At 70.3% G+C, this 23,818-nt stretch carries 25 protein-coding genes; 11 read left to right on the top strand and 14 right to left on the bottom strand.

Annotated elements, in window-relative coordinates:
* Window positions 1-19 precede the first annotated feature (19 nt).
* Window positions 20-769: an IclR family transcriptional regulator gene (locus tag OG496_RS52480; RefSeq protein ID WP_405976872.1), complete on the bottom strand. Its 750-nt coding sequence runs from the start codon at window positions 767-769 to the stop codon at window positions 20-22.
* A gap of 140 nt (window positions 770-909) precedes the next feature.
* Between OG496_RS52480 and mhpD the strand changes: the two genes are divergently transcribed.
* Genes mhpD through dmpG form a run of 3 tightly spaced genes read left to right on the top strand, consistent with a single transcriptional unit; the run spans window position 910 to window position 3,697 of the window.
* Window positions 910-1,752 (top strand): 2-keto-4-pentenoate hydratase, encoded by an 843-nt coding sequence (gene mhpD / locus OG496_RS52475; RefSeq protein WP_405976084.1) that lies wholly within the window; start codon window positions 910-912, stop codon window positions 1,750-1,752.
* A complete protein-coding gene (locus OG496_RS52470) occupies window positions 1,749-2,684 on the top strand; it encodes an acetaldehyde dehydrogenase (acetylating) (RefSeq protein WP_405976083.1) in 936 nt (311 codons plus the stop codon). The genes mhpD and OG496_RS52470 overlap by 4 nt, the downstream gene beginning before the upstream one ends.
* Window positions 2,681-3,697, top strand: coding sequence for a 4-hydroxy-2-oxovalerate aldolase (gene dmpG, locus OG496_RS52465; RefSeq protein ID WP_405976082.1), 1,017 nt, complete (start codon window positions 2,681-2,683; stop codon window positions 3,695-3,697). Before OG496_RS52470 ends, dmpG begins: the two co-directional genes overlap by 4 nt.
* Window positions 3,698-3,703: 6 nt before the next feature.
* On the opposite strand, the gene OG496_RS52460 is transcribed toward dmpG, so the two are convergent.
* Complete coding sequence (locus OG496_RS52460; RefSeq protein WP_405976081.1) at window positions 3,704-4,555, bottom strand: helix-turn-helix transcriptional regulator; 852 nt, start codon at window positions 4,553-4,555, stop codon at window positions 3,704-3,706.
* Between the two features lie 86 nt (window positions 4,556-4,641).
* Here OG496_RS52460 and OG496_RS52455 point away from each other — a divergent pair, with 86 nt between their 5' ends.
* On the top strand, window positions 4,642-5,427 hold the full coding sequence (locus tag OG496_RS52455) for an SDR family NAD(P)-dependent oxidoreductase (protein WP_405976080.1): 786 nt from the start codon (window positions 4,642-4,644) through the stop codon (window positions 5,425-5,427).
* A gap of 54 nt (window positions 5,428-5,481) precedes the next feature.
* On the opposite strand, the gene OG496_RS52450 is transcribed toward OG496_RS52455, so the two are convergent.
* Genes OG496_RS52450 through OG496_RS52425 form a run of 6 tightly spaced genes read right to left on the bottom strand, consistent with a single transcriptional unit; the run spans window position 5,482 to window position 12,719 of the window.
* Window positions 5,482-6,552 (bottom strand): YbhN family protein, encoded by a 1,071-nt coding sequence (locus tag OG496_RS52450; protein ID WP_399391037.1) that lies wholly within the window; start codon window positions 6,550-6,552, stop codon window positions 5,482-5,484.
* A gap of 31 nt (window positions 6,553-6,583) precedes the next feature.
* The gene (locus OG496_RS52445) at window positions 6,584-7,606 is read right to left on the bottom strand and encodes a VOC family protein (protein WP_405976079.1); all 1,023 of its coding nucleotides are present in this window, start codon (window positions 7,604-7,606) and stop codon (window positions 6,584-6,586) included.
* Window positions 7,603-8,478 (bottom strand): alpha/beta fold hydrolase, encoded by an 876-nt coding sequence (locus tag OG496_RS52440; RefSeq protein ID WP_405976078.1) that lies wholly within the window; start codon window positions 8,476-8,478, stop codon window positions 7,603-7,605. The genes OG496_RS52445 and OG496_RS52440 overlap by 4 nt, the downstream gene beginning before the upstream one ends.
* Before the next feature lie 10 nt (window positions 8,479-8,488).
* The gene (locus OG496_RS52435) at window positions 8,489-10,084 is read right to left on the bottom strand and encodes a bifunctional 3-(3-hydroxy-phenyl)propionate/3-hydroxycinnamic acid hydroxylase (protein ID WP_405976077.1); all 1,596 of its coding nucleotides are present in this window, start codon (window positions 10,082-10,084) and stop codon (window positions 8,489-8,491) included.
* Window positions 10,081-11,043, bottom strand: coding sequence for an amidohydrolase family protein (locus tag OG496_RS52430; RefSeq protein ID WP_405976076.1), 963 nt, complete (start codon window positions 11,041-11,043; stop codon window positions 10,081-10,083). The genes OG496_RS52435 and OG496_RS52430 overlap by 4 nt, the downstream gene beginning before the upstream one ends.
* Before the next feature lie 59 nt (window positions 11,044-11,102).
* Window positions 11,103-12,719: an MFS transporter gene (locus OG496_RS52425; protein ID WP_405976075.1), complete on the bottom strand. Its 1,617-nt coding sequence runs from the start codon at window positions 12,717-12,719 to the stop codon at window positions 11,103-11,105.
* A gap of 107 nt (window positions 12,720-12,826) precedes the next feature.
* Between OG496_RS52425 and OG496_RS52420 the strand changes: the two genes are divergently transcribed.
* Window positions 12,827-13,435, top strand: a complete 609-nt coding sequence (locus OG496_RS52420) for a TetR/AcrR family transcriptional regulator (RefSeq protein ID WP_405976074.1) — start codon at window positions 12,827-12,829, stop codon at window positions 13,433-13,435.
* 29 nt (window positions 13,436-13,464) lie between these two features.
* The gene (locus OG496_RS52415; protein ID WP_405976073.1) at window positions 13,465-14,250 is read left to right on the top strand and encodes a DUF2993 domain-containing protein; all 786 of its coding nucleotides are present in this window, start codon (window positions 13,465-13,467) and stop codon (window positions 14,248-14,250) included.
* A 3-nt stretch (window positions 14,251-14,253) separates the two neighbouring features.
* On the opposite strand, the gene OG496_RS52410 is transcribed toward OG496_RS52415, so the two are convergent.
* The 4 genes from OG496_RS52410 to OG496_RS52395 form a co-directional block, all read right to left on the bottom strand.
* The gene (locus tag OG496_RS52410) at window positions 14,254-14,925 is read right to left on the bottom strand and encodes a TetR family transcriptional regulator (RefSeq protein WP_405976072.1); all 672 of its coding nucleotides are present in this window, start codon (window positions 14,923-14,925) and stop codon (window positions 14,254-14,256) included.
* A 164-nt stretch (window positions 14,926-15,089) separates the two neighbouring features.
* A complete protein-coding gene (locus OG496_RS52405; protein WP_366495941.1) occupies window positions 15,090-15,668 on the bottom strand; it encodes a hypothetical protein in 579 nt (192 codons plus the stop codon).
* Between the two features lie 141 nt (window positions 15,669-15,809).
* On the bottom strand, window positions 15,810-16,688 hold the full coding sequence (locus OG496_RS52400; RefSeq protein WP_399391024.1) for a SigB/SigF/SigG family RNA polymerase sigma factor: 879 nt from the start codon (window positions 16,686-16,688) through the stop codon (window positions 15,810-15,812).
* Between the two features lie 141 nt (window positions 16,689-16,829).
* Window positions 16,830-17,645, bottom strand: coding sequence for an SAM-dependent methyltransferase (locus OG496_RS52395; protein WP_405976071.1), 816 nt, complete (start codon window positions 17,643-17,645; stop codon window positions 16,830-16,832).
* 199 nt (window positions 17,646-17,844) lie between these two features.
* Here OG496_RS52395 and OG496_RS52390 point away from each other — a divergent pair, with 199 nt between their 5' ends.
* Complete coding sequence (locus tag OG496_RS52390) at window positions 17,845-19,131, top strand: PP2C family protein-serine/threonine phosphatase (protein ID WP_405976070.1); 1,287 nt, start codon at window positions 17,845-17,847, stop codon at window positions 19,129-19,131.
* A 40-nt stretch (window positions 19,132-19,171) separates the two neighbouring features.
* Here the strand turns inward: OG496_RS52390 and OG496_RS52385 are convergent, their stop codons facing one another.
* A complete protein-coding gene (locus OG496_RS52385) occupies window positions 19,172-19,618 on the bottom strand; it encodes an ATP-binding protein (protein ID WP_366495944.1) in 447 nt (148 codons plus the stop codon).
* Between the two features lie 240 nt (window positions 19,619-19,858).
* Here OG496_RS52385 and OG496_RS52380 point away from each other — a divergent pair, with 240 nt between their 5' ends.
* From OG496_RS52380 to OG496_RS52365, 4 genes are all read left to right on the top strand, one after another.
* Window positions 19,859-20,731: a helix-turn-helix domain-containing protein gene (locus OG496_RS52380; protein WP_399391016.1), complete on the top strand. Its 873-nt coding sequence runs from the start codon at window positions 19,859-19,861 to the stop codon at window positions 20,729-20,731.
* Window positions 20,728-20,979, top strand: a complete 252-nt coding sequence (locus OG496_RS52375) for a DUF397 domain-containing protein (protein ID WP_366495946.1) — start codon at window positions 20,728-20,730, stop codon at window positions 20,977-20,979. Before OG496_RS52380 ends, OG496_RS52375 begins: the two co-directional genes overlap by 4 nt.
* Before the next feature lie 79 nt (window positions 20,980-21,058).
* Window positions 21,059-21,886, top strand: coding sequence for an SAM-dependent methyltransferase (locus OG496_RS52370; RefSeq protein WP_366495947.1), 828 nt, complete (start codon window positions 21,059-21,061; stop codon window positions 21,884-21,886).
* Window positions 21,887-22,256: 370 nt separating this feature from the next.
* On the top strand, window positions 22,257-23,300 hold the full coding sequence (locus OG496_RS52365) for a glycoside hydrolase family 5 protein (RefSeq protein WP_405976069.1): 1,044 nt from the start codon (window positions 22,257-22,259) through the stop codon (window positions 23,298-23,300).
* 89 nt (window positions 23,301-23,389) lie between these two features.
* Here OG496_RS52365 and OG496_RS52360 read toward each other — a convergent pair whose 3' ends face one another.
* Complete coding sequence (locus OG496_RS52360) at window positions 23,390-23,815, bottom strand: nuclear transport factor 2 family protein (RefSeq protein ID WP_405976068.1); 426 nt, start codon at window positions 23,813-23,815, stop codon at window positions 23,390-23,392.
* Window positions 23,816-23,818 lie beyond the last annotated feature (3 nt).

The following is a 23,818-nucleotide window of genomic DNA, read 5'->3' as shown; positions in this document are numbered from 1 at the left end:
TGTCAGTGTACGGTCGGGTTCACCGCCAGGACAGTGGGGTCCTCGTGGTCTCTCCGCCGCGCAGGACGCGGGACAGCCCGAGCGCCGCCGTCCGTACGGCCGGGGCGAGTTGGGCGGGCCGGAAGCGGGTGCGCGGTACGGCGACCGAGAGGGCGGCGACCGCGGTGTCGCCGGCGAACACCGGGGCCGCGATGCAGCTCACCTCCAACGCGGCCTCCTGTTCCTCGTAGGCGAGGCCGGAGACCTGGATCTTCTCCAGGGTCATGCGCAGCCGGGCCGGGTCGGTGATCGAGTGCGGGGTGAGGCTCGGCAGCGGGCGGGACAGCACCTCCTCGGTCAACTCGGCGCCGGAGAAGGCGAGTAGGGCCTTGCCGACGGCCGTGCAGGTGAGGGGCAGGCTGCCACCGATGCGGGAGGGCAGCCGCAGTGCCTCGTGGCCGTGGATGCGCTCGAGGTAGACCACCTCCATGCCCTCGCGGACGCCGAGGTGGATGGTCTCGCGGGTGGCCTCGAACAGGTCCTGGAGGAAGGGCAGGGCCGTCTCGCGCAGATCGCGCCGGTGCGGCACCAGCGAGCCCAGCTCGAACAGCTTCGCGCCGAGCAGATAACGGGGACCCGAGCGCTCCAGCCAGCCCAGCCGGACGAGGTCGGCGGCCAGCCGGTGGACCGTGGGCTTGGGCAGTCCGGTGTGCTCGGAAAGTTCCGACAGACGGTACGGACCGCCGCTCGGGCTGAAACAGTCGAGGATGAGCGCGGCTTTCTCCAGCATGCTGCCGCTCGCGTTGTTCCGTGTCACGGAACAAACATTGTCCCTTCGCGGGGATGCTGTCTATACCGGTGGTGCACCCGCACCACCCCCTGGACCCGCACATCTCCCCCAGACCCGCACCGCCCCCCCGGAGGTAACCCGTGCCCACCGAGCCCGACGGCGCCCGCCCGGAGGCCGTGTCCCCGGCCGTGGCCAAGGCCGCCGACCTGCTGGCGGAGGCCACCCGCACCGGGGTCGCCTGCCCGCCCGTGCGTGAGCTGCTCGACGGCGGCGATCTGGAGACCGCCTACGCCGTGCAGCAGCTGAACGTCCGGCGCGGTGTGGACGCCGGCCGCCGCGTCGTCGGCCGCAAGATCGGCCTGACCTCCCCCGCCGTACAGCACCAACTAGGCGTGGACCAGCCGGACTTCGGCGCGCTGTTCGCGGACATGGCGGTGCCCGACGGCGGCGAGGTGCCCCTGGGGCGGCTGCTCCAGCCGAAGGTGGAGGCCGAGGTCGCGCTGGTCCTCGGCCGGGACCTGCCGGAACGCGAGTGCACGATCGTCGACGTGCTGCGCGCGGTGGACTTCGCGCTGCCCGCGCTGGAGATCGTCGACAGCCGGGTGCGGAACTGGGACATCTCCCTCGTCGACACCGTCGCCGACAACGCCTCCTGCGGGCTGTACGTCCTGGGCGCCACGCCCGTACCGCTGACCGCCGTGGACCTGCGCACGGTCACGATGACCATGACCCGGGGCGGCGAGACCGTCTCCGAGGGCACCGGCGCCGACTGTCTCGGCAGCCCCCTCACCGCCGCCGTCTGGCTGGCCTCGGCCCTCGCCGAGCGAGGCGACCCGCTGCGCGCGGGCGACCTCGTGCTGACCGGCGCCCTGGGGCCGATGACCCCGGCCGCGCCGGGCGACGCCTTCGAGGCCCACATCTCGGACCTGGGCTCGGTACGGGTCCGCTTCGCAGCGGAAGCCACAGAAGGGGACGGAAAGTGACCACGAAGGTCGCCATCATCGGCTCCGGCAACATAGGCACCGACCTCCTGATCAAGGTCCTGCGCCTCTCGGAGACCCTGGAGATCGCCGCGCTGGCCGGCATCGACCCGGACTCCGACGGCCTGGCCCGCGCCCGCCGCCTCAAGGTCGCAACGACTCACGAGGGTGTCGAAGGACTAGTGGAACTGGACGAGTTCGCCGACGTCGACATCGTCTTCGACGCGACCTCGGCCGGCGCCCACCGCCACCACGAAGAGGTCCTACGGCCCCTGGGCCGCACCCTCGTCGACCTCACCCCGGCCGCCCTCGGTCCGTACGTCGTCCCGCCGGTCAACGGCGACGCCCACCTCGGCGCCCCGAACGTCAACATGGTCACCTGCGGCGGCCAGGCCACGATCCCGATCGTCGCCGCGGTGGGCGCGGTCTCGCCGGTCCACTACGGCGAGATCGTCGCGTCCATCGCCTCGCGCTCGGCGGGCCCGGGCACCCGCGCGAACATCGACGAGTTCACCGAGACCACGTCCTCCGCCGTCGAGCGGGTCGGCGGCGCGGCGCGCGGCAAGGCGATCATCGTCCTCAACCCGGCCGAACCCCCGCTGATCATGCGGGACACCGTGCACTGCCTGGTCTCCGACTGCGCGACCGAGGCGGTCACGGCCTCCGTCGAGGAGATGGTCGGCCGCGTCCAGGCGTACGTGCCCGGCTACCGCCTCAAGCAGAAGGTGCAGTACGACAAGGTGGCAGCCGACGACCCGCTGTACACCCTCGCGCCGGGCGCGGGCGAGCTGCTGAAGGTGTCGGTGTTCCTGGAGGTCGAGGGCGCCGCCCACTACCTCCCCGCCTACGCCGGGAACCTCGACATCATGACGTCGGCCGCGCTGCGCACCGCGGAACGCATGGCCGACCGCACCCGCAAGGAGGCAGCCAAGTGACCCCGTCCCTCTACGTCCAGGACGTCACACTGCGGGACGGCATGCACGCCGTACGGCACCGCTACACCGTCGGCCAGGCCCGCGCGATCGCCGCCGCCCTGGACGCGGCCGGAGTGGCGGCGATCGAGATCGCGCACGGCGACGGACTGTCGGGCTCCAGCATCAACTACGGCGTCGGCGCCCACACCGACTGGGAGTGGATCGAGGCCGTCACCGACGTCGTACAACAGGCGATCCCCACAACGCTGTTGCTGCCCGGCATCGGTACCGTCCACGACCTCAAGCAGGCCCACGCGCTGGGCGTCCGATCGGTACGGGTCGCCACGCACTGCACCGAGGCCGACATCTCCGCCCAACACATCGCCGCCGCACGGGAGTTGGGCATGGATGTCGCCGGGTTCCTGATGATGTCCCACATGGCCGAGCCCGCCGAACTCGCCCGTCAAGCAAAGCTGATGGAGTCCTACGGCGCGCACTGCGTCTATGTCACCGACTCCGGGGGCCGGTTGACGATGGACGGGGTCCGGGACCGCTTCCGCGCGTACCGCGACGTCCTCGCCCCGGAGACCGAGTTGGGCATCCACGCGCACCACAACCTCGCGCTGGGCGTGGCCAACACGGTCGTCGCGGTCGAGGGCGGCGCGATCCGCGTCGACGCCTCCCTCGCGGGCCAGGGCGCGGGTGCGGGCAACTGTCCGCTGGAGGCCTTCGTCGCGGTCGCCGACCTGATGGGCTGGAAACACGGCTGCGACCTGTTCCCCCTCATGGACGCGGCCGACGATCTCGTACGACCGCTGCAGGACCGCGAGGTACGGGTGGACCGCGAGACCCTCAGTCTCGGCTACGCGGGCGTGTACTCCAGCTTCCTGCGCCACGCCGAGACCGCGGCCGCGCGCTACGGCCTCGACACGCGCAGCATCCTGGTCGAGGCCGGGCGGCGGGCGATGGTCGGCGGCCAGGAGGACATGATCACCGACATCGCGCTGGACCTGGTCGCGCGTACGGAGAGTTGATCCGCTTCAGGGGGTGACGTCCATGCGCTGGGTGCCGATGACCGACAGCAGCCGAAGTGCGCTCTCGGACGGTGAGCCGGGGACGGTCGTGTAGATCACGACCCGCTGGTCCCGGTCGGTGATGTCGAGGACATCGCAGTTCACGGTGACCGGGCCGACCATCGGGTGCTGGAAGGTCTTGCGGAAGGTGGGCGCGGTGGCCACGTCGTGGGAGTTCCACAGCTCGCTGAACTCCTCGCTCCCGGCAAGGAGTTCGGCCACCAGCTCGGTCAGTTCCCGGTCGTCGGGGTAGCGGGCGGCGGTGGCGCGCAGGTCCTGGGCCGCGAGGCGGGCGAACCCGTCGGCGTCGGACACGCCGTACAACCGCCGTCCCTTCGGACGCGGTCCGAGGAAGACGCGGCGCACGAGGTTGCGGTCGCGCCTCGGGAGGGCCGAGAAGTCCTCCATGAGGGCGGCGGCCAGGTCGTTCCAGGCGATCACCTCGAATGTCGCGGACACCACGAACGCGGCGGCCTGCGGCAGCCGGTGCACCAGGTCGAGGATGCTCTGCCGCACCTCGCGCGAGGGACCGGGCGGCGGGCCCGGCGGTACGCCCGCCAGGTGGTGGAGGTGGTCGCGCTCGGCGTCCGTCAGGCGCAGGGCACGGGCCAGCCCGGCCAGTACCTCGCGCGACGGATGCGGGCCGCGCGCCTGCTCCAGCCGGGTGTAGTACTCGGTCGAGATGTACGCCAGCTGCGCAGCCTCCTCGCGGCGCAGCCCCGGGGTACGGCGGCGCGGTCCCGCGGGCAGCCCCACCTCGGTGGGGGTGATCCGCTCACGCCTGCTGCGCAGGAAGTCACCAAGTTCTCGTCGGTCCACTCCCCCAGTGTGTACACGCGTCGGCGGGGCAGCCAGGTACTGCCGGTGCCTGGATCAGCCCCACGCTCCGGCGCAGGCTCGCTGCCATGACCAACACACCCACTCATCCCTCCCTCGGTCTGCTCACCGGCAAGGTCGCCTTCGTCACCGGCGCCGGACGCGGCATCGGCGCGGCGGCGGCACGGCTGTTCTCCCGAGAAGGCGCCCAGGTACTGCTCGCGGCCCGGACGGAGGCCCAACTGAAGACGGTCACCGACGAGATCCGGGCGGCAGGCGGCACCGCGGACTACGTGGTGTGCGACCTGGCCGACTCGACCAGCGTGCGCGCGGCCGTCGACCGTACCGTCGACCTGTACGGCCGACTCGACGTGGCCTTCAACAACGGCGCCACGATCCAACGCCCCGGCCCGATGGACGAGTTGCCGGAGAGCGACTTCGACCACGTCTACGACGTGAACCTCAAGGGCGTCTGGCTGGCCATGGTGGCCCAGGTCGCCGCGATCCGGGCCACCGCCGAAACCGGCGCCATCGTCAACAACTCCTCCGTCGGCAGCCTGATGGGCAACCCCGAACTCCCCGCCTACGGCGCGATGAAGCGCGCGGTCAACAGCCTCACGGAGTCGGCCGCCGTCACCTACGGCCCGGAGGGCATCCGCGTCAACGCCATCGCCCCAGGCAACACCCTCACCGAGATGATCCGGGCCTGGGAAGTGGAGTCCCCCGGCCTCCAGGAGCGGCTCACGGCGCACACCCCGCTGCGCCGCGCCGCCGACCCCGACGAGATCGCGCAGGCGGCGGCCTGGCTGCTCAGCGACCGCGCGTCCTTCGTGACCGGCACGGTCCTGCGGGTCGACGGAGGCGCGCGGGCCTGACGGTCGGGGCGAGCGGCTGGGCGATCCGCTGGACCGCCGATTCAGGCAGCCCGTTCAGGCAGCCGGTTCAGCTGCGGGTTCACCCGTAGGTTCCCGGCGGTTGTGGCGGCGGATGATCAGCCACGTTATCCAGCCGACGCCGATGATGAACCCGAAGCTGATGATCCGGTAGAGCACGACCGTGGCGATCGCGGTGCTGGTCGCGACGCCGCCCGTGACGAGCCCGAGGATCAGCGCGCTGTCGATGAGGCCGAGGCCGCCCGGGATGATCGTGAGGGTCCCGGCGGCCATGCCCGCGCAGAAGGCGAGCAGCAGTTGGGCACTGCTGATCTGCGTGTCGCTGATGGCGTGGAAGCACAGCCACAGACAGCCCGCGTCGAGCAGCCAGTTGAGTACGGCGAAGACGGCGGCGGCGACGGCGTGCCGGGGTTCGAGCCGGGCGGTGCGGAGCTGCTCGACGAAGCCGCGGACGCGGTCGAGGCCCTGGGTCTCGGGAAGGTGCCGCAGCCGGTTGACCTTGGCCAGCGCGGCGCGGGTGGCCGGTTCGACCTTCTCGGGGTGGCGGGTGATGCGCCGGATGCCGACGGTGAGCAGGAGCACGGCCAGGCCGAGGGTGACGAGGCTGTGCCACTGCAGGCTTCCGTCGGAGGCGATCGCGGAGATCGCGGTGACGACGGCCAGGGCCGCCGCGGAGAGCAGGCCGGACAGCGCGATGCACCAGGAGGCGACGGCGGGCGTGGCTCCGAAGCGGCGCATCTGCTGGTAGTTGAAGTGGGTGGAGAAGGCCGGCCCGCCGGGCAGGGTGACGCTCAGCGAGTGGGCCGCGTAGGCGAGGGCGACGTGCCGTTGGATCGGCACGATCACCCCGGCCGAGCGCAGGAGCCTGCGCTGCATGCGCGCGTAGCAGCCCATGGCGGCAACTTCGGCGACGAGCGCGACGGCGAACCAGTTCAACCGGGGCGCGCGCAGCTGTGACAGTGCGGCGGCCAACGACGGCCATCCCAGCACCAGTTCGGTGGTGAACAGCGCGAGCAGGACCGTGATCACCGCCGGGCGCAGCCAGCGTCTGGTGCGATGCGGGGCCACGTCGGCCGGTTCGGTGGCGGTGGTGTCCGGAGCGTGCACAGGCAGGACCGTCGATCTCGTGAAGTGAGCTTCAGCCGTCGGCGATGTCGGCACCGCTCAATGCGGGGACGGCGTTCTCCGAACGGACGAGGGAGCGGGCGCCGAGGCGGAACTGTGCCAGTTTATCCATGATGGTCCGACCGACCGGCGTGTGCCCCCAGATGCTGATGCCCTGGTGGGTGGCGGGCTCCCAGGTCGCCTCGTCGACGACGACGGGATTCCAGCCGACCTCCCACTCGAAGCCCGAGGGGGTGCGGGCGTAGTACGACAGCTCCTTGTCGTTGGTGTGCTGCCCGACGGACAGCGCCATGTCGAAGCCGAGTTCGCACACGCGCTGATAGCTCCGCGCGAGGTCGTCGAGCCCGGCCGCCTGGATGTTGAGGTGCTGGACACGGGTGCGGACCGGATCGACGGGCAGCCCCCGCACACCGGCGATCGCGACGGAATGGTGCCGCTCGTTGACCCGCAGGAAACGGATCTTGAGCTTGACGCCGCTGATGGTCTCGTCGATGTAGTCCGTCAGCCGGGCGTCGAAGACGGTGTCGAAGTAGCCCCGCACCCGGGTCGGCTTGACGGACGTGATCGCGACATGGCCCATCCCGGCGTCGCCGGTGACGAACCCGGAGGCCAGCATGCGCAACGGCTCGACCGACCGCACGGGAGCGGTGTAGATCTCCTGCGCGATGCCCTTGGGCCCGAGAAACCGCACGAGCCGCTCGACTCCGCGCAACGCCGCCTCCTCGGCGGTACCCGCGACGACCGGGACGCCATGGGCGCGCACCCGGGCCTCGATCCGCTCGAAGGCGGCATGGTCGTCGACATGCCACCCCGTCGCTACGACGTCCTCGGCCGGCCCGCGCCGCACCAGGAACCGGCACTCCTGCTCGTCGAGACGGAACCGCATCAGCCCGGTGTCGAGCGCGTCATGGTGCATCCCGATGGCGTCGGTCCCGAAGCGGCGCCAGTCGGCGAAGCGCTCGGTCTCGATGACGATGTAGCCGAGGTGTACCGAGCCGAAGACGGAGGCGGTGTCGGGTGCGCCCGATGTGCTCATCGCCGACCCGCCAGGAAGTCGGCGCACACCCGGTTGAACAACTCGGCGCGCTCCCACTGCACCCAGTGCCCGGTGTTGGCCACCTGATAGAGGTCGCAGTTGGGCATCCTGTCGGCCAACAAGGCGCCACCGGACGGCCTGTTGACCTTGTCCGCCGCACCCCACACCACCAGCGTCGGCACAGGCAGCCGGGACAGCCTCCGATCCCGGGTGAAGTCCATCTTCCAGAGCGTGCGCAGGACAGCACGCCCAGACGGCCGCCGCAACGGCGGGGCGGCGACCACTTCGGGGTCGATGCTGGCCGCGTAGCGCGCGTCGATGAGGGCGTCCGGCACCTCGGCCGCGTTGAAGACGAGGTAGGTGCGGACGAACTTCTCCAGCTTCAGCCGCGAAGGCCCGTCCCCGGAGTAGTAGTTGAGCAGGCTGTTGAGCCCGGGGGTGGGCAGGGCTCGGGTGGTGCCGATACCGCCGGGCCCCATCAGCACCATGCGGTCGACCCGCTCGGGTGTGTCGAGGGCCAGCCGGAGCGCGCAGGCACCGCCGTAGGAGTTGCCGACCAAGTGGGCTTTGTCCAGCCCGAGTCGGTCCATCAGCCCACGGATACCGTCGGCCAGGTACCCGAAGGGGTCGGCGCCGTCGACACCCTTGGTACTGCGACCGTAGCCGGGCAGGTCGGGCACGATGACCCGGTACTCCTTGGCCAACTCCTCAATGTTGCGGGAGTAGTTGGAGACCCCGGAGGCACCGGGTCCGCCACCGTGGAGCAGCAGTACGGACGACCCCTCCCCCATCTCGGCCACGAAGATCTTCTTGCCGGCGATGTCGAGCAGTGACTCCTGCATCGGAGGAGGCGGAGCTATGCGCATGGTCATGCTGGATTCCTCACTGTGTGGTCGAGGCGGTCGTGCACGGCACCGAGGTGAATCCCGCCGGGGGCGGCGGGAGTTGGGCCCCGGCGCGTGCGGCGGCGTAGACGTATGCGTCCGGGCGCAGGGCGAGCGTGGCCGCCCTGTGCTTGGTCAGCCAGGGCAGGAGCACTCCGTCGCTGTCGACGAGGGTGGCCTCGGCGGGACGGGATCCGGAGGGCGTGAAGGTCAGCGAGGGAACACCCAGGCGGTCCCAGGCGGGTTGGGGCACGGGCGGTCCGGCGTGCAGGAGCAGCCAGCGGCCGCCGAGCACGTCGTCCAGGCGTACGCGCTCCCCATCCGGTTCGGTCACCCAGGGCTGCGGGAGCTGATGTCCGGAGGCCTTGGTGCGCGGGTGGGCCTGAAGGCCGTCGGCGTAGTGGGCGACGGGGATCCAACTCGCGTCCTGCAGCCAACTACTGAAGCCCGGTATCCGGTTCAGCGGGCGCAGTACCGCGTCACGCAACTGGGCGACCACGGGCCGCCTTTCGGTGATGATCCGGCCGACGAACACCGCCCGCCGGGTCACCTCCTTGACGTGCGGCTTGCGTTCGGCCTCGTAGGAGTCGAGGGCTGTGTCGGGCAGTTCGCCGCGCAGTACGGAGGCCAGTTTCCAGCACAGGTTGGCCGCGTCGCGGACTCCGGCGGCCATGCCCTGGCCGATCCAGGGCGGCATCGCGTGGGCGGCGTCACCGGCGAGGAAGACGCGGCCCACGCGGAAGCGGGCGGCGAAGCGCACGTGGTGGCTGTAGACGGTGGCCCGCAGGACCTTGACGTTGTCCCGGCCGATCCCGTAGTGGGACACCAGCTCGTACACCGCGTCGTCGGTGGTCAGTCGTCGTTCGTCGTCGCCCGGGAGGATCGGGAACTCCCAGCGGTGATGCCCCAGCGGTGTCGGGCAGTCCACGGCGGGCCGCGCCGGATCGCAGCGGAAGCGCAGCCGGTCGTGGTCCGGCCACGGCTTGAGCATCTCGGTGTCGATGACGACCCACCGGTCCTCGTACGTCCGTCCCTCGTAGCCCACGTTGAGCTGCGCGCGGGTGAGGCTGGAGCCGCCGTCGGCGGCGATGACGTAGGAGGCGCGCAGGCGTCGTACGGAATCGTCGGCGGCGTCGAGCACCGTCAACTCGACGCTTTCCGGGCCCTGTTGGAGCCGCAGGCACTCGTGGCCGAGCAGGATCTCGACGTTCGGGTAGCGGTCGACGCCGCCACGCAGGACGCGCTCCAGGGCGGGCTGGTAGATGAACATCTGCGGCGGGTGGCCATGGCCGCGCGGGGTCGGGTGCGCGGCGAGGAAGGCGCGGCCTCGGGCGTCGACGAAGTCGACGGGGCGTTCGGGGAGCATGTCGAGCTTGAGCCGTTCCGCCAGGCCGACGCGCTGCCAGATGCGGACGACCTCCTCGTCGGTGGAGATGGCCCGGGCCCGGGTGAAGATCTCGGCGTCGCGCTCCAGCACGACGACCCGCAGGCCCAGTGCGCCCAGGAGGTTCGCGGCGGTGACTCCCGTGGGCCCGTAGCCGATCACCGCCACGTCGTGGACTCCCTCCTCGGCTCGGGCTCGAACTCCGCTCACCAGGCGGCCACTTCGTCGCCCCTGCCGTATCGGTTCTTGAAGAGTTCCTTCGCACTCCCGCAGTTGATCGCGTCGAGTTGGCCGGGCCCGAAGCCGTCGTAGCCGTCGAGGAGGGAGTCGAGGAGACCGCCGCTCTCCTCTGGGGCGAAGGGGAAGTCGCTGCCGTAGAGGATGTGTCCGGGCGCGGCGAAGGCCAGCAGGGAGGGCAGGGCGGCCGGGGTGGAGGACAGCGCGGTGTCGAAGTAGAAGCGCTGGAGGTCGGTGAGGATGCCGAGGGGTGTGGTGCCGGGGTTGAACTGGGCGCCGGCGGTGAACCGCCAGGCGGCGTACGGCAGGAAGCCGCCCGCGTGGGAGAGGATCACCTTCATCCGGGTGTGCCGGCTCATCACGCCGTTGAGCGTCATGTGCACCGCGGTGCGGGTGGTGTCGAAGGGGAAGTCCAGCAGCGGGCTGGGCATGCCCTCCAGCATGGGCAGCGGCGGTGCGGTGGGGTGGACGAAGACCACGGCGGCGCGGGCGTCCAACTCGGCCCAGAGCGGCTCGAATTCCTTGTCGCCGAGGTAGCGGCCGTCGACGGTGGACATCAACACCACGCCGTCCGCGTGCAGTTCGTCCAGTGCGTACGCCGTCTCGGCGAGCGCGCCGTCCACGTCGGGGAGCGGGACGCTGGCGAAGAAGCCGAAGCGGTCGGGGTGGTCCTTGGCCAGTTCCGCGCTGAATTCGTTGACGGTTCGGGTGATCGCGCGGGACTCCGTGCCGTCGCCGAAGTGGGTGCCCGGTGAGCTGACCGAGAGGATGCCGGTGGCTATGGACCGGCGGTCCATCATCGCCAGCGCGCTCTGCGCGTCCCAGGACGGTGTGGGCCAGCCGCCGGCCGTCATCTCGTGACGGTCCATCAACTTCCGGTAGGCGGGCGGGAGAAGGTGCTGGTGGACGTCGATGCGGTGCGGGGCGGGCATGGTCTCTCGCTTCCTGATCTCCGGGCGGGCCTGTCAACGGGCGGTGCGTGTCGAGGTGTTCAGACGGACTCGGCGTGTTCCTGCTCCCGACCGGTCTCCGTCGCCGTCTCCTTCGACTCGGGCTCGTTGGTGGCACGGCGGCCCGGCAGCACCGCGAGGACGATCAGCGTGCCGGCGGCCATGATGATCCCGCCGACCAGGCTGGTCTGGGCGACACCGTGGGCGAAGGCCTCGTGCACGGCGTCGACCAGTGCCTGCGCCTGCTGCGGTCCGGCGGAGGGTGTCTTCGCGATCTGCTGGGCGACCGCCAGGCCGCCGCCGACCGAGTCCCTCGCGGTGTCCAGCGCGGCGGCGGGAAGGTGGCCGCCGACCAGGTCGGTCAGCTTGTCCTTGTAGGTGGTGCCCAGCAGCGAGCCCAGGATGGCGATACCCAGGGAGCCGCCCAGTTCCAGTGCGGTGTCGTTGGCGCCGCCGCCGACGCCGAGCTCGTTCTCCGGGAAGGAGCCCATGATCGTGTCGGTGGCCGGGGAGACGCTCAGCCCGATCGCGAAGCCCAGCAGCATCAGCGTGGGCAGGAAGTCGCCGTAGGTGGAGGCCTTGTCGATCTGGGTGAGGAGGAGGACGCCGACGGTGCCGAGCACCATGCCGGTCACGACCATCGGCTTCATGCCCAGCTTCGGGGTCAGCCGCCCGGTGACCGCGGCGCCGAGGAACACGGCGCCGGCCAGCGGCAGCAGTCGTATGCCCGTCTCCAACGCGTCGTAGCCCAGGACGAATTGGAGGAACTGCGTGGCGTAGTAGATCGCGCCGAACGTGCCGAAGAAGAAGAACAGCACCGCCGCCATCGAGCCGCTGAAGGAGCGCTGCGCGAACTTGCGGACGTCGAGCATGGGGTGCGGGTGACGCAGCTCCCAGGCAACGAAGGCGGGCAGGCCGACAGCAGCGACGACGGCCGCGGTGACCGGACCCGTGCCCCAGCCGAAGTGCGGGCCCTCGATGATCGCGTAGACCAGGCTGCCGACCGAGACGATCGAGAGCAGACCGCCCACGTAGTCGATGCGGCCCATCGCGTCCGCCTTGGACGGCGGTACGAGGACGAGTGCGCCGACGACCGCGACGAGCGCGATGGGCACGTTGATCAGGAACGTGGAGCCCCAGGCGTGGTCCTCCAGCAGCCAGCCCGCGACCAGCGGACCGACGGCGATGGCGAGGCCCGAGGTCGCGGTCCAGGCGGTGATGGCCCGCGCCCGCTCGCGCTTCGGGAAGATCGCGACCAGCAGGGACAGCGTGGCCGGCATGACCACCGCGGCGCCCACGCCCATGACCGCGCGGGCCGTGATGACGAGCCCGGTCTCGTGGACCAGGCTGCCCATCACCGACCCTCCGGCGAAGATCACCAGGCCGGTGAGGAGCGCGCCGCGACGGCTGTACTTGTCGCCGATCGAGCCCAGCACGAGCATCAGCGCGGCATACGGGACGGTGTAGCCGTCGATGACCCACTGCAGATCGCTGCTGCTCAGGCGCAGGTCGGCGGTCATGTCGGGGGCGGCCACGATCAGAGAGGTGTTCGCCATGACCACGATCAGCAGGCTCAGGCAGAGCACGATCAGGGCGGACCAGCGCCGTGCGTACGGCCCGGTCATCTTGTCGACGGGTGTGGTGGCGAAGAGCGGCATCGGAGTCTCCTGGACGACATTAATTGCTCACTGATGTGCAGATTATTTTATTGCCCATAGATGTGCAACTATGCCGAGACGGATCAGCCCCGCCAGGAGGTGTCGACGTGACCGGCCGCAGCAGCGCCAAGGCGCGCGCCACCCGCGCCCGCATCCTGGAAGCGGCCCGGCGGGAACTGGGCCGCGACCCCGACTGCCGCCTCGGTGACATCGCGGAGGCGGCCGGCGTCGCGCGGCGCACCATCTACGAGCACTTCGCCGGGCGGGCCGCGCTCGTCGAGGGCCTCGCGGCGGAGGCCGGGGAGGCGGTTCGGCGGGCGAGCGCCACCATCCCTGCCCCGGCGGCGGACGCCGTGACCGCCCTCGCCCACTTCCTCCTCACGCTCTGGCCGGTCGGCGACCGCTATCGCACGCTCATCGCCCTCGCCCACCGCGACCTCGGCCCCGACCGGGTCGGCGCGCTGCTCGGCCCGGCCCGTGACACGGTCACCGGGATCCTCGCCCACGGTCAGCGGCAGGGCGTCTTCCACACCGCCGTCCCGCCGGGCCCGCTCGGCAGAGCCCTGGAGGCACATGTGCTGGCGCTGCTGGACAGCGTCAACTCCGGCCTCTGGACCGACGACGGCACAGCCGCCGCCACCGCGGCCCTGATCGCCATGGGCGTCGGACCCGACCTCGCGGCCACCACGGTTCACCGCCTGCGACCGTCCCGTTGAATCCCGTTGATTCCCGTTGAAGGAGACCCATGTACGAGCCCTATGAGTGCTGGGATGCGCACCGCCCGCCGCGGAGTAACCGGCGCCCGATCGTCATCGCCGTGGGCGCACTGCTCGCGCTGATCCTCGTGCCCCTCGCCGTCGACCGCTTCGCGACCGCGCGGGTGGAGTCCCGTACGGCCAAGGCGTTCCAGGAGGGCATGCACACGCCCTCGGCGCCGGAGGTCCATGTGCGGGGCTTCCCCGTGCTGACGCAGTTGGCCGCCGGCACCCTGCGGCACGTGGACATCACCGCGCACGACATACCGGCGAGCGACAACGCCGGCCCACTACCGGTGAGTGAACTCTCCCTCCGGCTGACGGAGTTGAGGAAGTCCGACGACGACACGGAGGCACTGGCCCGCTCGGCTGAGGCGACCGCCCTGTTGTCCTACCCGGACGTGTCCGATGCCCTGGGGCTGGAGATCTCCCGGGGCTCCCGTCCCGACCAGGTCCGCGCGAGCGTCCCGCTGCCCACCGGTGACGACATCACCGTGGCGGCGACCGTCTCCGTGCTGTCCGGCAACCGCATCGCCTTCAAGGACTTCCAGGTCACGGGCGGCCTCCTCCCCGGGGTGGGGCGACTCGCGCTCGGCAAGGTCTTCGAGCGGCCGATCCAGCTCCGCAACATCCCTCAGGGCCTGCTCCTGCGCTCGGTCACCACGACGGAGAGCGGGCTGATCGCCCGTCTGTCGGGCGAGTCCGTCACCTTCCGGTCCGACGACGGCTCGCGGGGCGATTCGGTAGAAGGCGACTCGTCGTACGGCAACGCCTGAGTCTCAGTCGTCCGCGACGGCCTCGTCCGCCGGAGCCACGTCCTCTGCCGGCGCGACCTCGTCCACCACGGCCCGCGCCTGCTTCTCCGGCACACCGGCCGCGATGAGCGAGGCGACCGCCGCATGGGTCCCGTCGTCCTCCAGCTCCCCGGAGTTGACCTCTTCGAGCAGCGCGATCGTCATGGCTTCCAGCCCGGCGCTCAGCACGGCGGGCGGCAGTTGGGTGTGGAAGACGCCGTCGCGCTGTCCGCGGTCCAGGATGGTGGTGGCCGCGTGGCGGGCCGGTGCCAGGATCTCGGTGACGCGCTCCTGGCCCAGGTCACGGCGGGCCAGTGCCAGGAGGAGCCGGTAGCGGTCCCCCACGGTCCACATCGACAGGACGAAGCGCGCGAACGACCGCTCGGCCGACTCCGCCACCGCGTCGGACGGCGCCGGGTAGGCGGGCAGCGCGTCCCGCAGGGCCTCCGACGCCTCCTCGGCCAGCGCCTCCAGCAGTGCCTCCCGGCCGGGGAAGTGCCCGAACAGCGTGCGCCGTACGACACCGGACGCGCGGGCGAGTTCTTCCAGGGTGATGTCGGGGTTCCGGCCGAGTTCCCGGCGGGCCGTGGCCAGGATGCGTTCCCGGTTGGAGCGCGCGTTGCTTCGCTGGGGGACTCGGGCCGGGGGCTTGGTCACGGACAACCTCGGTGAAGTGCGGGAGCTACGGAACGGGGGCGGGCGGTACGTCCAGTCTGGCACGCACACTCGGCCCCATGGCGGCGCGGCACCCCTGGCGGCAACCGGTCTCCCCCACGGTCCCCGGCCGAGGACACGGTGTCCGCCGGCCGTCCGTCCATCCGTCAGTAGTAGGCGCGGAGGTACCGGTCGAGCCGGGACCGGGCGTTGTCCACGCTCAGCCCGAGCGCCTTGCCGAGTGCCTCGCCCGGCACGTCGTCGGCCTGCGCCCCGTACGCCGCCTCCTTGCCGACCCGGGCGGCCATGCGCTCCAGGATGGCCACCGCCTTCAGCGCGGCGACCGGCGCCGCGTCCGAGAGCGCGTCGAGCCGTCCCTCCAACTGCTCGATCAGCTCGGAGAGTTCCTCCGGCAACGGGACCGTCCGGCGTTCGACCGCGTGGATGTGTTCCCACCACTCGTCGTACGCGTCGGAGGTGTCCACGTCGTCGAGGTCGTGGCCCTCGACCTTGTCCCAGTCGATGGGATGGCTGTCCCCACGCCAACCGCACGCGCAGGAGGCCCGCCAGCCGGCTGCCTTGGGCCGGCCCATCCAGCCGTTGTAGGCCCACCACTCACGCGTCTCGAACATGGAACTGCCGCTGCCCACATCCAGATACACGGACTTCGGCTCACTGCCGTCGGCGAGGACCGCCCCCACGATGCCCTCGTGGGACTCCCCGAACTCCTCACTCCGCCACGCCACAACTCCCCCTTCCGGCAACCCCGCGACGGCCGGGCCCGCACCTGAGGTGCCGGCCCGGCCACAGTACGAGAGTGCCGCAGAACGGACATCCGGGGAGGGTGAAATCACCCAACAGCCCGGATTGTTGGGCCGGATCGCCCGTCAGGCGACCGCGGGGTCGAGCAGCCCCGCACGGAGGCGGCGGAGCATACGGCTGATGAGCCGGGACACGTGCATCTGGGAGATGCCGAGTTCCTCGCCGATCTCGGCCTGGGTGCGCTCCTCGACGTAGCGCATGTGGATGATCTTCCGCTCGCGCTCGTCGAGTTGGGCGATGAGGGGGGCCAAGGAGCTGAGGTCGTCGACCAGTTCGAGCCCCGGGTCGTCCTCGCCGATGACGTCGGCCAGGACGGTCTCGCCCTCGGCGCCCGCGTCGGAGCTGAGCGCCGCGTCGAGCGAGGAGGAGGTGTAGCCGTTGGACGCCTTGCGGGCCTCGATGACCTCTTCCTCGGTGAGGCACATCAGCTCGGACAGCTCACGCGTGGTCGGCGTACGGCCGAGGCGGGACCGCAGTTCCTCGGTCGCCTTGGCCAGCTCGACGCGGGCCTCCTGCAGTCGGCGCGGCACGTGGACGGCCCAACTGGTGTCGCGGAAGAAGCGCTTGATCTCGCCGACGATGTAGGGGACGGCGAACGACGTGAACTCCACCTGCCGTGAGAGCTCGAACCGGTCGATCGCCTTGATGAGTCCGATCGTGCCGACCTGGACGATGTCCTCCATCTCGTTGTTGCTGCGGCTGCGGAAGCGCGCGGCCGCGTAGCGCACGAGGGAGAGGTTCATCTCGATCAGGGTGTTGCGCACGTACTGGAACTCGTGGGTGCCCTCCTCCAGCGAGGTCAGCCGGTCGAAGAACTGGCGCGACAGCTCACGCGCGTCCTTCGGGCTCACCTTCGACGGCTCGGCGATCATCGGGAGCGCCTCCCCGACCGTGGTCCGCCGTCCTGCCGTGGCCGGTGCCTCCGCTGCCGTCACGGCTGCCATAACGCCCACCCCATTCGTCCGAAGGAACTGCCGACAAGAGCCCCCTGCCCCGGTTCCCGCGACTCATTCCCCCTCATCCGGCCAAATCCGGGGCGCGCACCTCGTTTTCCTCACCGAAGTACCAGCCGAAGTACCCGCGGTCTACGCGTTCTTGGAGCCGACGCCCGCGTAGACCCAGTACTCCGAGGGGTTTTCGGGGATCTCGTCCTCCGGGTCCGGGCGCCACAGGGGGACGTAGGTCAGGCCGGGCTCGACGAGGTCGAAGCCGTCGAACAGGCCGAGGATCTCGTCGTAGGAACGGGCCGTGACGGGCGAAGTGGCCTTGGAGCTGTACAACTTGCCCACGGCCGCGGCCGTGTCCGGGCGGTCCTCGTTGGTGGCGTGGCTCATGGCCAGCCAGCTGCCGTCGGGCAGTTCGTCGCGGAAGGCGGCGACGAGGCCGGCCGGGTCCTCGGCGGGTGTGACGAAGTGCAGGATCGTGATCATCAGTACGGCGACGGGCTGCTCGAAGTCGATCAACTTCCGTACCTGCGGGGAGGACAGGACGTCGGCCGGTCTGCGGATGTCGCCGTCGACGATGTCCGCGTCCGGGTTGTCGGCGAGGAGGGAGGTGCTGTGGGCGACGGCCACCGGGTCGTTGTCCACGTAGACCACGCGGGCTCCGGGGCTAGCGGCCTGCGCGACCTCGTGGACGTTGCCCTGGGTGGGGATGCCCGAGCCGAGGTCGATGAACTGCCGTACGCCGGAGTCGACCAGGAACCGCACGGCCCGGCCGAGGAAGTCGCGGTTGGCGCGGGCCAGGGTGCGCACTTGGGGGTCGATCGCGGTGAAGGCCGCCAGCGCCTCGCGGTCTATGGCGAAATTGTGTTCACCGCCCAGCATCGCGTCGTACATTCGGGCGACACTCGCCTTGCGAGGATCGATCCCCTGCGGCAGACCTGCGCTCTCTGTCACCACAACTCCCTTTCGCCCCAGGTTCCTTGACGCGCCATCATATAGTTGCCGAGGAAAGCACGGCAGACCGCTTGCCCCACGCCACGCGGCCGGTCCCACCCGGAAAGGCACGACCCTGCGGAACCAACCGCGCAGTCACCACGGTGACGCAACCCCTGCCGGGCCCCCACGCCGCAGGCAGGCCTTCGCCCCCGCCGCGGACGTGATCGGCTCGGAGCTCGACCTGCGGCTGACCGGCAGCCATGTCGTGCACGCGCTGACGCCGGGGTTCTGCGACGCGGCGTCGGTGTATCTGCTGGAGCGGTGGGTGCTGGAGGAGAACGCGTATCCCGCCGTGGATCCGCCGCAGATCGAGGCGCGTCGGCTGGCGGTGCGGGTGGGCACGGAGGCGCCCGAGAGCTGGGACGGTGTGCTGCCGGTCGGCGAGGTCGTCGTCTTCCCGCGCGAGACCCCGTACGCCCGCGCCCTCGCCAGCGGTCACTCGCAGGTCCTCGACGGAGTGGACAAGCACACCTCCGAGCGGCTGCTGGCCTCCGCGGGCGGCGACGCGCAGCGCATAGACGACCTGCTGGGAACAGCTTCGTTCCTCGTCGTCCCGCTCCAACTGCGGGGCGCCACCGTCGGGTTCGTCGCCTGCACGCGCGGCCCGGACCGGGACCCGTTCCTGCCCGGCGAGGCCGTGGCGGTGGAGTCGCTGGCGGCCCGGGCGAGCGTCGCCCTGGACAACGCGCGCCGCTACGAACGCGAGCGCCGTACCGCGCTGGCCATCCGCAACAGCCTGCTCCCGGACCCGGCCCAGGCGTTCCACGGCTGCCGCATCGCGCACGGCTATCTCCCGGCCGGCCAGGGCAACATCATCGGCGGCGACTGGTTCGACGTCCTGCCCCGCCCCGGCGGCCGGGTCGGTCTGGTCGTCGGCGACGCGATGGGCCACGGCCCCGAGTCCGCCGTGGCCATGATCCAGTTGCGCACGGCCGTGCGCACGTTGGCCCGGCTCGACATGGAACCGGCCGAACTCATGCGCCGGCTCGACGAGTTGGCCTACGACACCCCGGGCGCGTCCTTCGCGACCTGTATATACGCCGAGTGGGATGCCCAGGCGCACTCCTGCACCCTGGTCGGCGCCGGCCACCCGCCGCCGCTGCTGCGCGGCCCGCACGGACCGGCCGTACCGGTGACGCTCGCCAGCGCGGGGCTCCCGTTGGGACTCGGCACGGGCAACTACGAGGCCACCGTGCTGACCATCGACGAACCGGCACTGCTCCTGCTGTACAGCGACGGGCTGGTCGAGTCGCGGCACGCCGACATCGACCAGGAGATCGCCGGTCTGGCCCGGGCGCTCGACACGGCCGCCGCCGAGCCCACGCCGGCCGACGGACCGGAGGCGTTCCCCTCGCTGTGCGAGCGGCTGCTGCGCGCCCCGTCGGCGATGCCCGGTGCGGACGACCGGACGCTGCTGCTGGCCGAGTTGACGCCCGCGACCACCTGAACAGGCCGCGGGCGTCCTCGCCCCCTCCACGTGTCCGGCGTCAGTAGCCGGTGGACAGTGTGGCCCACACGGCTTTTCCGCCGGTGAGCGCGGATCTGTCGACCCCCCAAGTGTCCGCGATGGCCTGCACGATGAACAGTCCGCGCCCACTCTCGTCGTCGACACACGGCTCGCAGCGGGCGAGATCACTGCCCGTGTAGTCGTGGTCGTGGACCTCGACGCGCAGACTACGGTCGGTGACGAGCCCGACACCGCACAGGAGTCTCGCGCTGGGTGTGTGGCACACCCCGTTGGTGGCCAGCTCGGAGATGAGCAGGACCGCGTCGTCGCGCACACCTTCGGGCAGGCGCCACTTGGCCAGTTGCGCGCCCATGGCGTGCCGGGCCGTCCGGACACCGGAGCGGTGCGCGGGAAGTTCCAGCCAGTGCGCCAGATCCGGCCTGACGACGTCTAAGAGCTGCGGGGAGGGAGTCGTGTGGGGGGACACGGTGGTTCGCCTTCCATCGGGGGCGGGCGCAGGCGGGAGACGCGCGGCATCAGCAACAGGCCTGCCGCAGGTGGGGTGTTCCGACGAGAGGCCCAGGTCGCTCACACAAGTAACTATGCCCATAGCTCAGTTCAAGCTGCAACCGACTCCCTGATAATTTCAGAACGTCGGTTTCTGTCTGGCGGCATCAGCAAGTCGCTGTCAGACTAATGCCGGTGACAGTCCCTCAGGAGGTTGGGCGTGAGCGAAGCTCGTTCGGGCACCGGCGCCGGTGCACCCACTGTTCTCCGCATGATCCTCGGCCGGCGGCTGCAGGAGCGGCGACAGGGTGCGGGCGTGTCCCTGGAGAACGCCGCCAGGGCCCTGCGGGTGACCTCCCTGACCATCCGCCGTCTGGAGAAGGCCGAGGTCGGCCTCAAGCCGCTCTACGTCGAGAAGCTGCTGGAGACCTACGGCGCCGACCGCCAGGAGATCGAGGAGTTCGTCGCCCTGGCCGACCGCGCCAACGAGCCCGGCTGGTGGCACGCCTACCGCGATGTGCTGCCGGGCTGGTTCACCGCCTATGTGAGCCTGGAGACCGGCGCCAGGACCCTGCGTACCTATGAGCCGCACTACGTCACGGGACTCCTGCAGACGTACGACTACGCGCGAGGCGTGCTGAGCGGCGGCTTCCCGAACGACAACGACGAAGACCTTGAACGGCGGGTGCAGTTACGTCTGCGCCGCCAGAGTCTGCTGGAGAGGCCGGACTCGCCCACGCTGTGGGCGGTGCTGGAAGAAGCCGTGCTCCACCGGGTGGTGGGCGGTCCCGCTGTCATGCGGGACCAGATAGACCGGCTTCTTGAGGTTGCGGAACTGGACCACGTCAGTGTTGACATCGTCCCGTTCTCGGCGGGTGCCCACGTCGGGGCGTGCGCACCCTTCACCTATTTCCGGTTCCAGGAACCCGAGCTGCCCGACATCGTCTACAGCGAGATCCTCTCCGCCTCCATGTATCTGGACCAACGGTCCGATGTCGTGGCCCATTTGGAGGCGCACAACAGGATGTCGCTGCTGACCTCGTCCGCGGACAGCAAGGCGCTCTTGAACCGCATGCGCAAGGAGTACTCATGACCACCACGGACGACAAGGTCTACAACGGGATGCCCGCGTCGAACCTCGGCGACCAGGGCTGGGAATGCCCCTGGAGCGGTCCCAACGGAGGCCAGTGCGTGGAGACCAAGCAACTGGCCGACGGGCGCGTCGCGTTGCGCCAGTCGACCGATCCCGCCGGACCCGCACTGATCTACACGCCCCAGGAGATGGCCGCGTTCGTCGACGGGGTCAAGCGGGGACTGGCCGATCATCTGATGGCCGGCTGAACCAGAGCATGGGCGATGGAGAGCCGGCCCGGCTGCGATCCGCCCGAGACGCCGATGCACACCACTTGAGAGGGAGAGCATGACCAACGCCCACGCCGCGCGGGACATCGACACCAGCAAGCCGCACTCCGCCCGCATGTACGACTACTACCTGGGCGGCAAGGACCACTTCGAGGTCGACAAGCAGGCGGCCGAGGCGGTCTCAGGCGTCTTCACCGGCGTCTTCGTCGCCGCCCGGGAGAACCGCGGGTTCATGCACCGGGCCACCCGTGCGCTCGCCCGGGAGCACGGCATCCGCCAGTGGCTCGACATCGGCACGGGCATCCCCACCGAGCCGAACCTGCACCAGGTCGCCCAGTCCGTGGTGCCCGAGGCCCGGGTGGTCTACGCCGACAACGACCCCCTGGTCCTCAAGTACGCCGAGCGCCTGATGCGCAGCACCCGCCAGGGCCGCACGGCATACGTCCAGGCGGACGTCAACGACCCCGAGACGCTTCTCAACTCCCCCGAAGTGGCCGAGATACTCGACTTCGACCAGCCGATCGCGCTGTCCCTGAACGCGCTGCTGCACTTCGTCACCGACGAGCAGGACCCGTACGGGCTCGTGGACCGGCTGCTGTCGGTCCTGCCGTCGGGCAGCGCACTGGCCATCAGCCACGTCACCGCGGACTTCGACCCCGAGCCCTGGGCGAAGGTCACCGCGATCTACGCCGAGGGCGGGACACCGGTGAAGGTCCGCACCCGGGACGAGGTCGCGCGTTTCTTCACCGGGCTCGACCTGCTCGACCCGGGCCTCGCCGTCGGCCACCGCTGGCGCCCCGCCCCCGTGAGCGGGGACCGTGACGAGGCGGACGAGCCCACGGACGCGAAGGTCAGCCTGTGGACCGGGGTGGGCATCAAGCCGTAGGCCTGCCGCAGGACGCCAACGATGTTACGTGCGGGAAACCTTGACGACGGCGGTGCCGGATGCCACGATTCCGGCGCCGCCATGTTTGCGTAAACATCTCCAGGTCCAGCCCGACCGACAGATCCGGTCGGCGTTCCGACCGCAGGATGTTTACGTAAACACCGCGTGGCGGCCGGTGGAGGAGGGAGGACAGGAGGCTCCCGGCGAGCAGGGCCCACCGTGCCCGCACTCCCCCAACACCACCAAGCCCACCGGGACTTGGGACGACGAGCCGACGTCATCCGTCCCGCCCGGTATCTGTTCCGACGGCCGCTCAGCCGCGCGCAGGCCTCGCCATGCGCGGAGTCGCCATTCCTGAAAGGGCAAGTCGATGCGCACCATCCCCGCCAGAACCCGCCTGCGGGCCACCTTCGTGGCCGTCGCGATCGCCGCGGTCACCGGCACCACGCTGGCCGGCAGCCCCGCCTCCGCCGCGCCGAGCACGAACACGTCCCAGTTCAAGGGCGTCAACTGGGCCGACCCGCGCGACAACTACGCCGACGACCCGGTCGTCCTGTCCGGCCTGTCACTCACCGACAGCTACGCCCAGACGTACGCCAAGGCGACCCGGGTGATCGCGGCGTTCCGTGCCAATCTCGGTGCCAACACGGTGCGGCTGCCCATCAACCCGTACACGGTGAACGGGAGTTACTGGAAGTCCTACCGCGGGGTGATCGACGCGGCGACGGCACAGGGCTTCAAGGTCATCGTCTCGTACTGGGAGGGGACGGGGGCCAACAAGGACGGCTTCATCGACGACCCCGCCACGTACTGGCCCATGTGGAACACCGTGGTCAAGGCGTACCAGCACAACCAGCGGGTCTACTTCGAGCCGATGAACGAGCCGCACGGCTACACCGACGCCGAGTGGGCCGACCTCGCCGCCAAGTGGCTGGACACCTACTCCAAGGTGCCGCGCAACCGCGTCTTCGTCAGTGGCGCCGGCTACAACGACCACGTCACCACGGTCTGCGCCGACCCGCGCCTGAAGGGCACGTATCTCTCGCTGCACCACTACGGGTTCTGGAAGGACTACGCGACCTACGACCAGTGGGTGAGCGACCTCAAGGAACGCCTCGGCGACTGCGCGAACCGCACCGTGGCCGACGAGTTCGGCGCCCCGATGACCACGGGCCTGAACTACAACGTGCCGACGCCCGCCGACAACTCGGTCAACTTCATCCAGGCCGACACCGACACGTTCCGCAAGCTCGACATGGGTTCGGTGTACTGGCCCGGCCTGCGCACGGACGACACGTACTCGATCCAGAAGCTCATCGGCGACGCGGCCCGCCCCTGGCTGGTCACCACGAACCAGTCCGGCGCCGACCGCCTGGCGTGGGCATGGGGCCGCGGCAAGCCCGTGAAGTCCTGAGTCACCGCTCCGATCCGATGCCCTGATCCGTGTCTCCCGTGCGACGGGGGCACGGATCAGGGCACTTTGGGCATGGGCCGCGGCGACGGTCAGGCGTCTCCCGCCTTTACGCCGGGGACCTGACGCATTTCCGAGATCCTGCCGTCCGTGATGGAGAAGATCGCCATCACACGGAATTCCTGTCGGCCGGTATCTCCACCGTCCGCGGCACCTGCATCATGTCGCCCGCGGATCAGGATGTCGTACTCGATGACGACTTCGTCCGCCGACTCCAGGTACGTGTAGTACGGCTCCCGGATCTCCACCTCTTCGTATTGCTGGGGATAGACCCCGAAGTGCTTCCGCAGCTCCTCGATACCGGCCGCCCTGACGTGACCGCCAGTGATGATGCGCGCGTCAGCCGCCCAGAATCGGTGAATGTCGTCGAGGGTGCCGGCATTCTCGGCCTCACTCAGACCGGATATCCACGTGAACATGCCGTGGAAGAAATCCCGATAGCGCACAGTCGCGTTCATTGC

This window comes from Streptomyces sp. NBC_00988, from assembly GCF_045162645.1.
Classification (GTDB): Bacteria; Actinomycetota; Actinomycetes; order Streptomycetales; family Streptomycetaceae; genus Streptomyces.
The sequence above is the reverse complement of the archived record's forward strand: the minus strand, read 5'-3'. Positions and strand labels throughout refer to the sequence as shown.

Bases quoted from the DNA above. Each gene is read 5' to 3' on its own strand.
- OG496_RS52425 (WP_405976075.1), bottom strand. From the start codon at position 12,719: ATGCCGCTCTTCGCCACCACACCCGTCGACAAGATGACCGGGCCGTAC.
- OG496_RS52375 (WP_366495946.1), top strand. From the start codon at position 20,728: ATGACCACCACGGACGACAAGGTCTACAACGGGATGCCCGCGTCGAAC.
- OG496_RS52445 (WP_405976079.1), bottom strand. From the start codon at position 7,606: ATGAGCACATCGGGCGCACCCGACACCGCCTCCGTCTTCGGCTCGGTA.
- OG496_RS52415 (WP_405976073.1), top strand. From the start codon at position 13,465: ATGTACGAGCCCTATGAGTGCTGGGATGCGCACCGCCCGCCGCGGAGT.
- OG496_RS52360 (WP_405976068.1), bottom strand. From the start codon at position 23,815: ATGAACGCGACTGTGCGCTATCGGGATTTCTTCCACGGCATGTTCACG.
- OG496_RS52480 (WP_405976872.1), bottom strand. From the start codon at position 769: ATGCTGGAGAAAGCCGCGCTCATCCTCGACTGTTTCAGCCCGAGCGGC.
- OG496_RS52455 (WP_405976080.1), top strand. From the start codon at position 4,642: ATGACCAACACACCCACTCATCCCTCCCTCGGTCTGCTCACCGGCAAG.
- OG496_RS52440 (WP_405976078.1), bottom strand. From the start codon at position 8,478: ATGACCATGCGCATAGCTCCGCCTCCTCCGATGCAGGAGTCACTGCTC.
- OG496_RS52365 (WP_405976069.1), top strand. From the start codon at position 22,257: ATGCGCACCATCCCCGCCAGAACCCGCCTGCGGGCCACCTTCGTGGCC.
- OG496_RS52370 (WP_366495947.1), top strand. From the start codon at position 21,059: ATGACCAACGCCCACGCCGCGCGGGACATCGACACCAGCAAGCCGCAC.
- OG496_RS52430 (WP_405976076.1), bottom strand. From the start codon at position 11,043: ATGCCCGCCCCGCACCGCATCGACGTCCACCAGCACCTTCTCCCGCCC.
- OG496_RS52400 (WP_399391024.1), bottom strand. From the start codon at position 16,688: ATGGCAGCCGTGACGGCAGCGGAGGCACCGGCCACGGCAGGACGGCGG.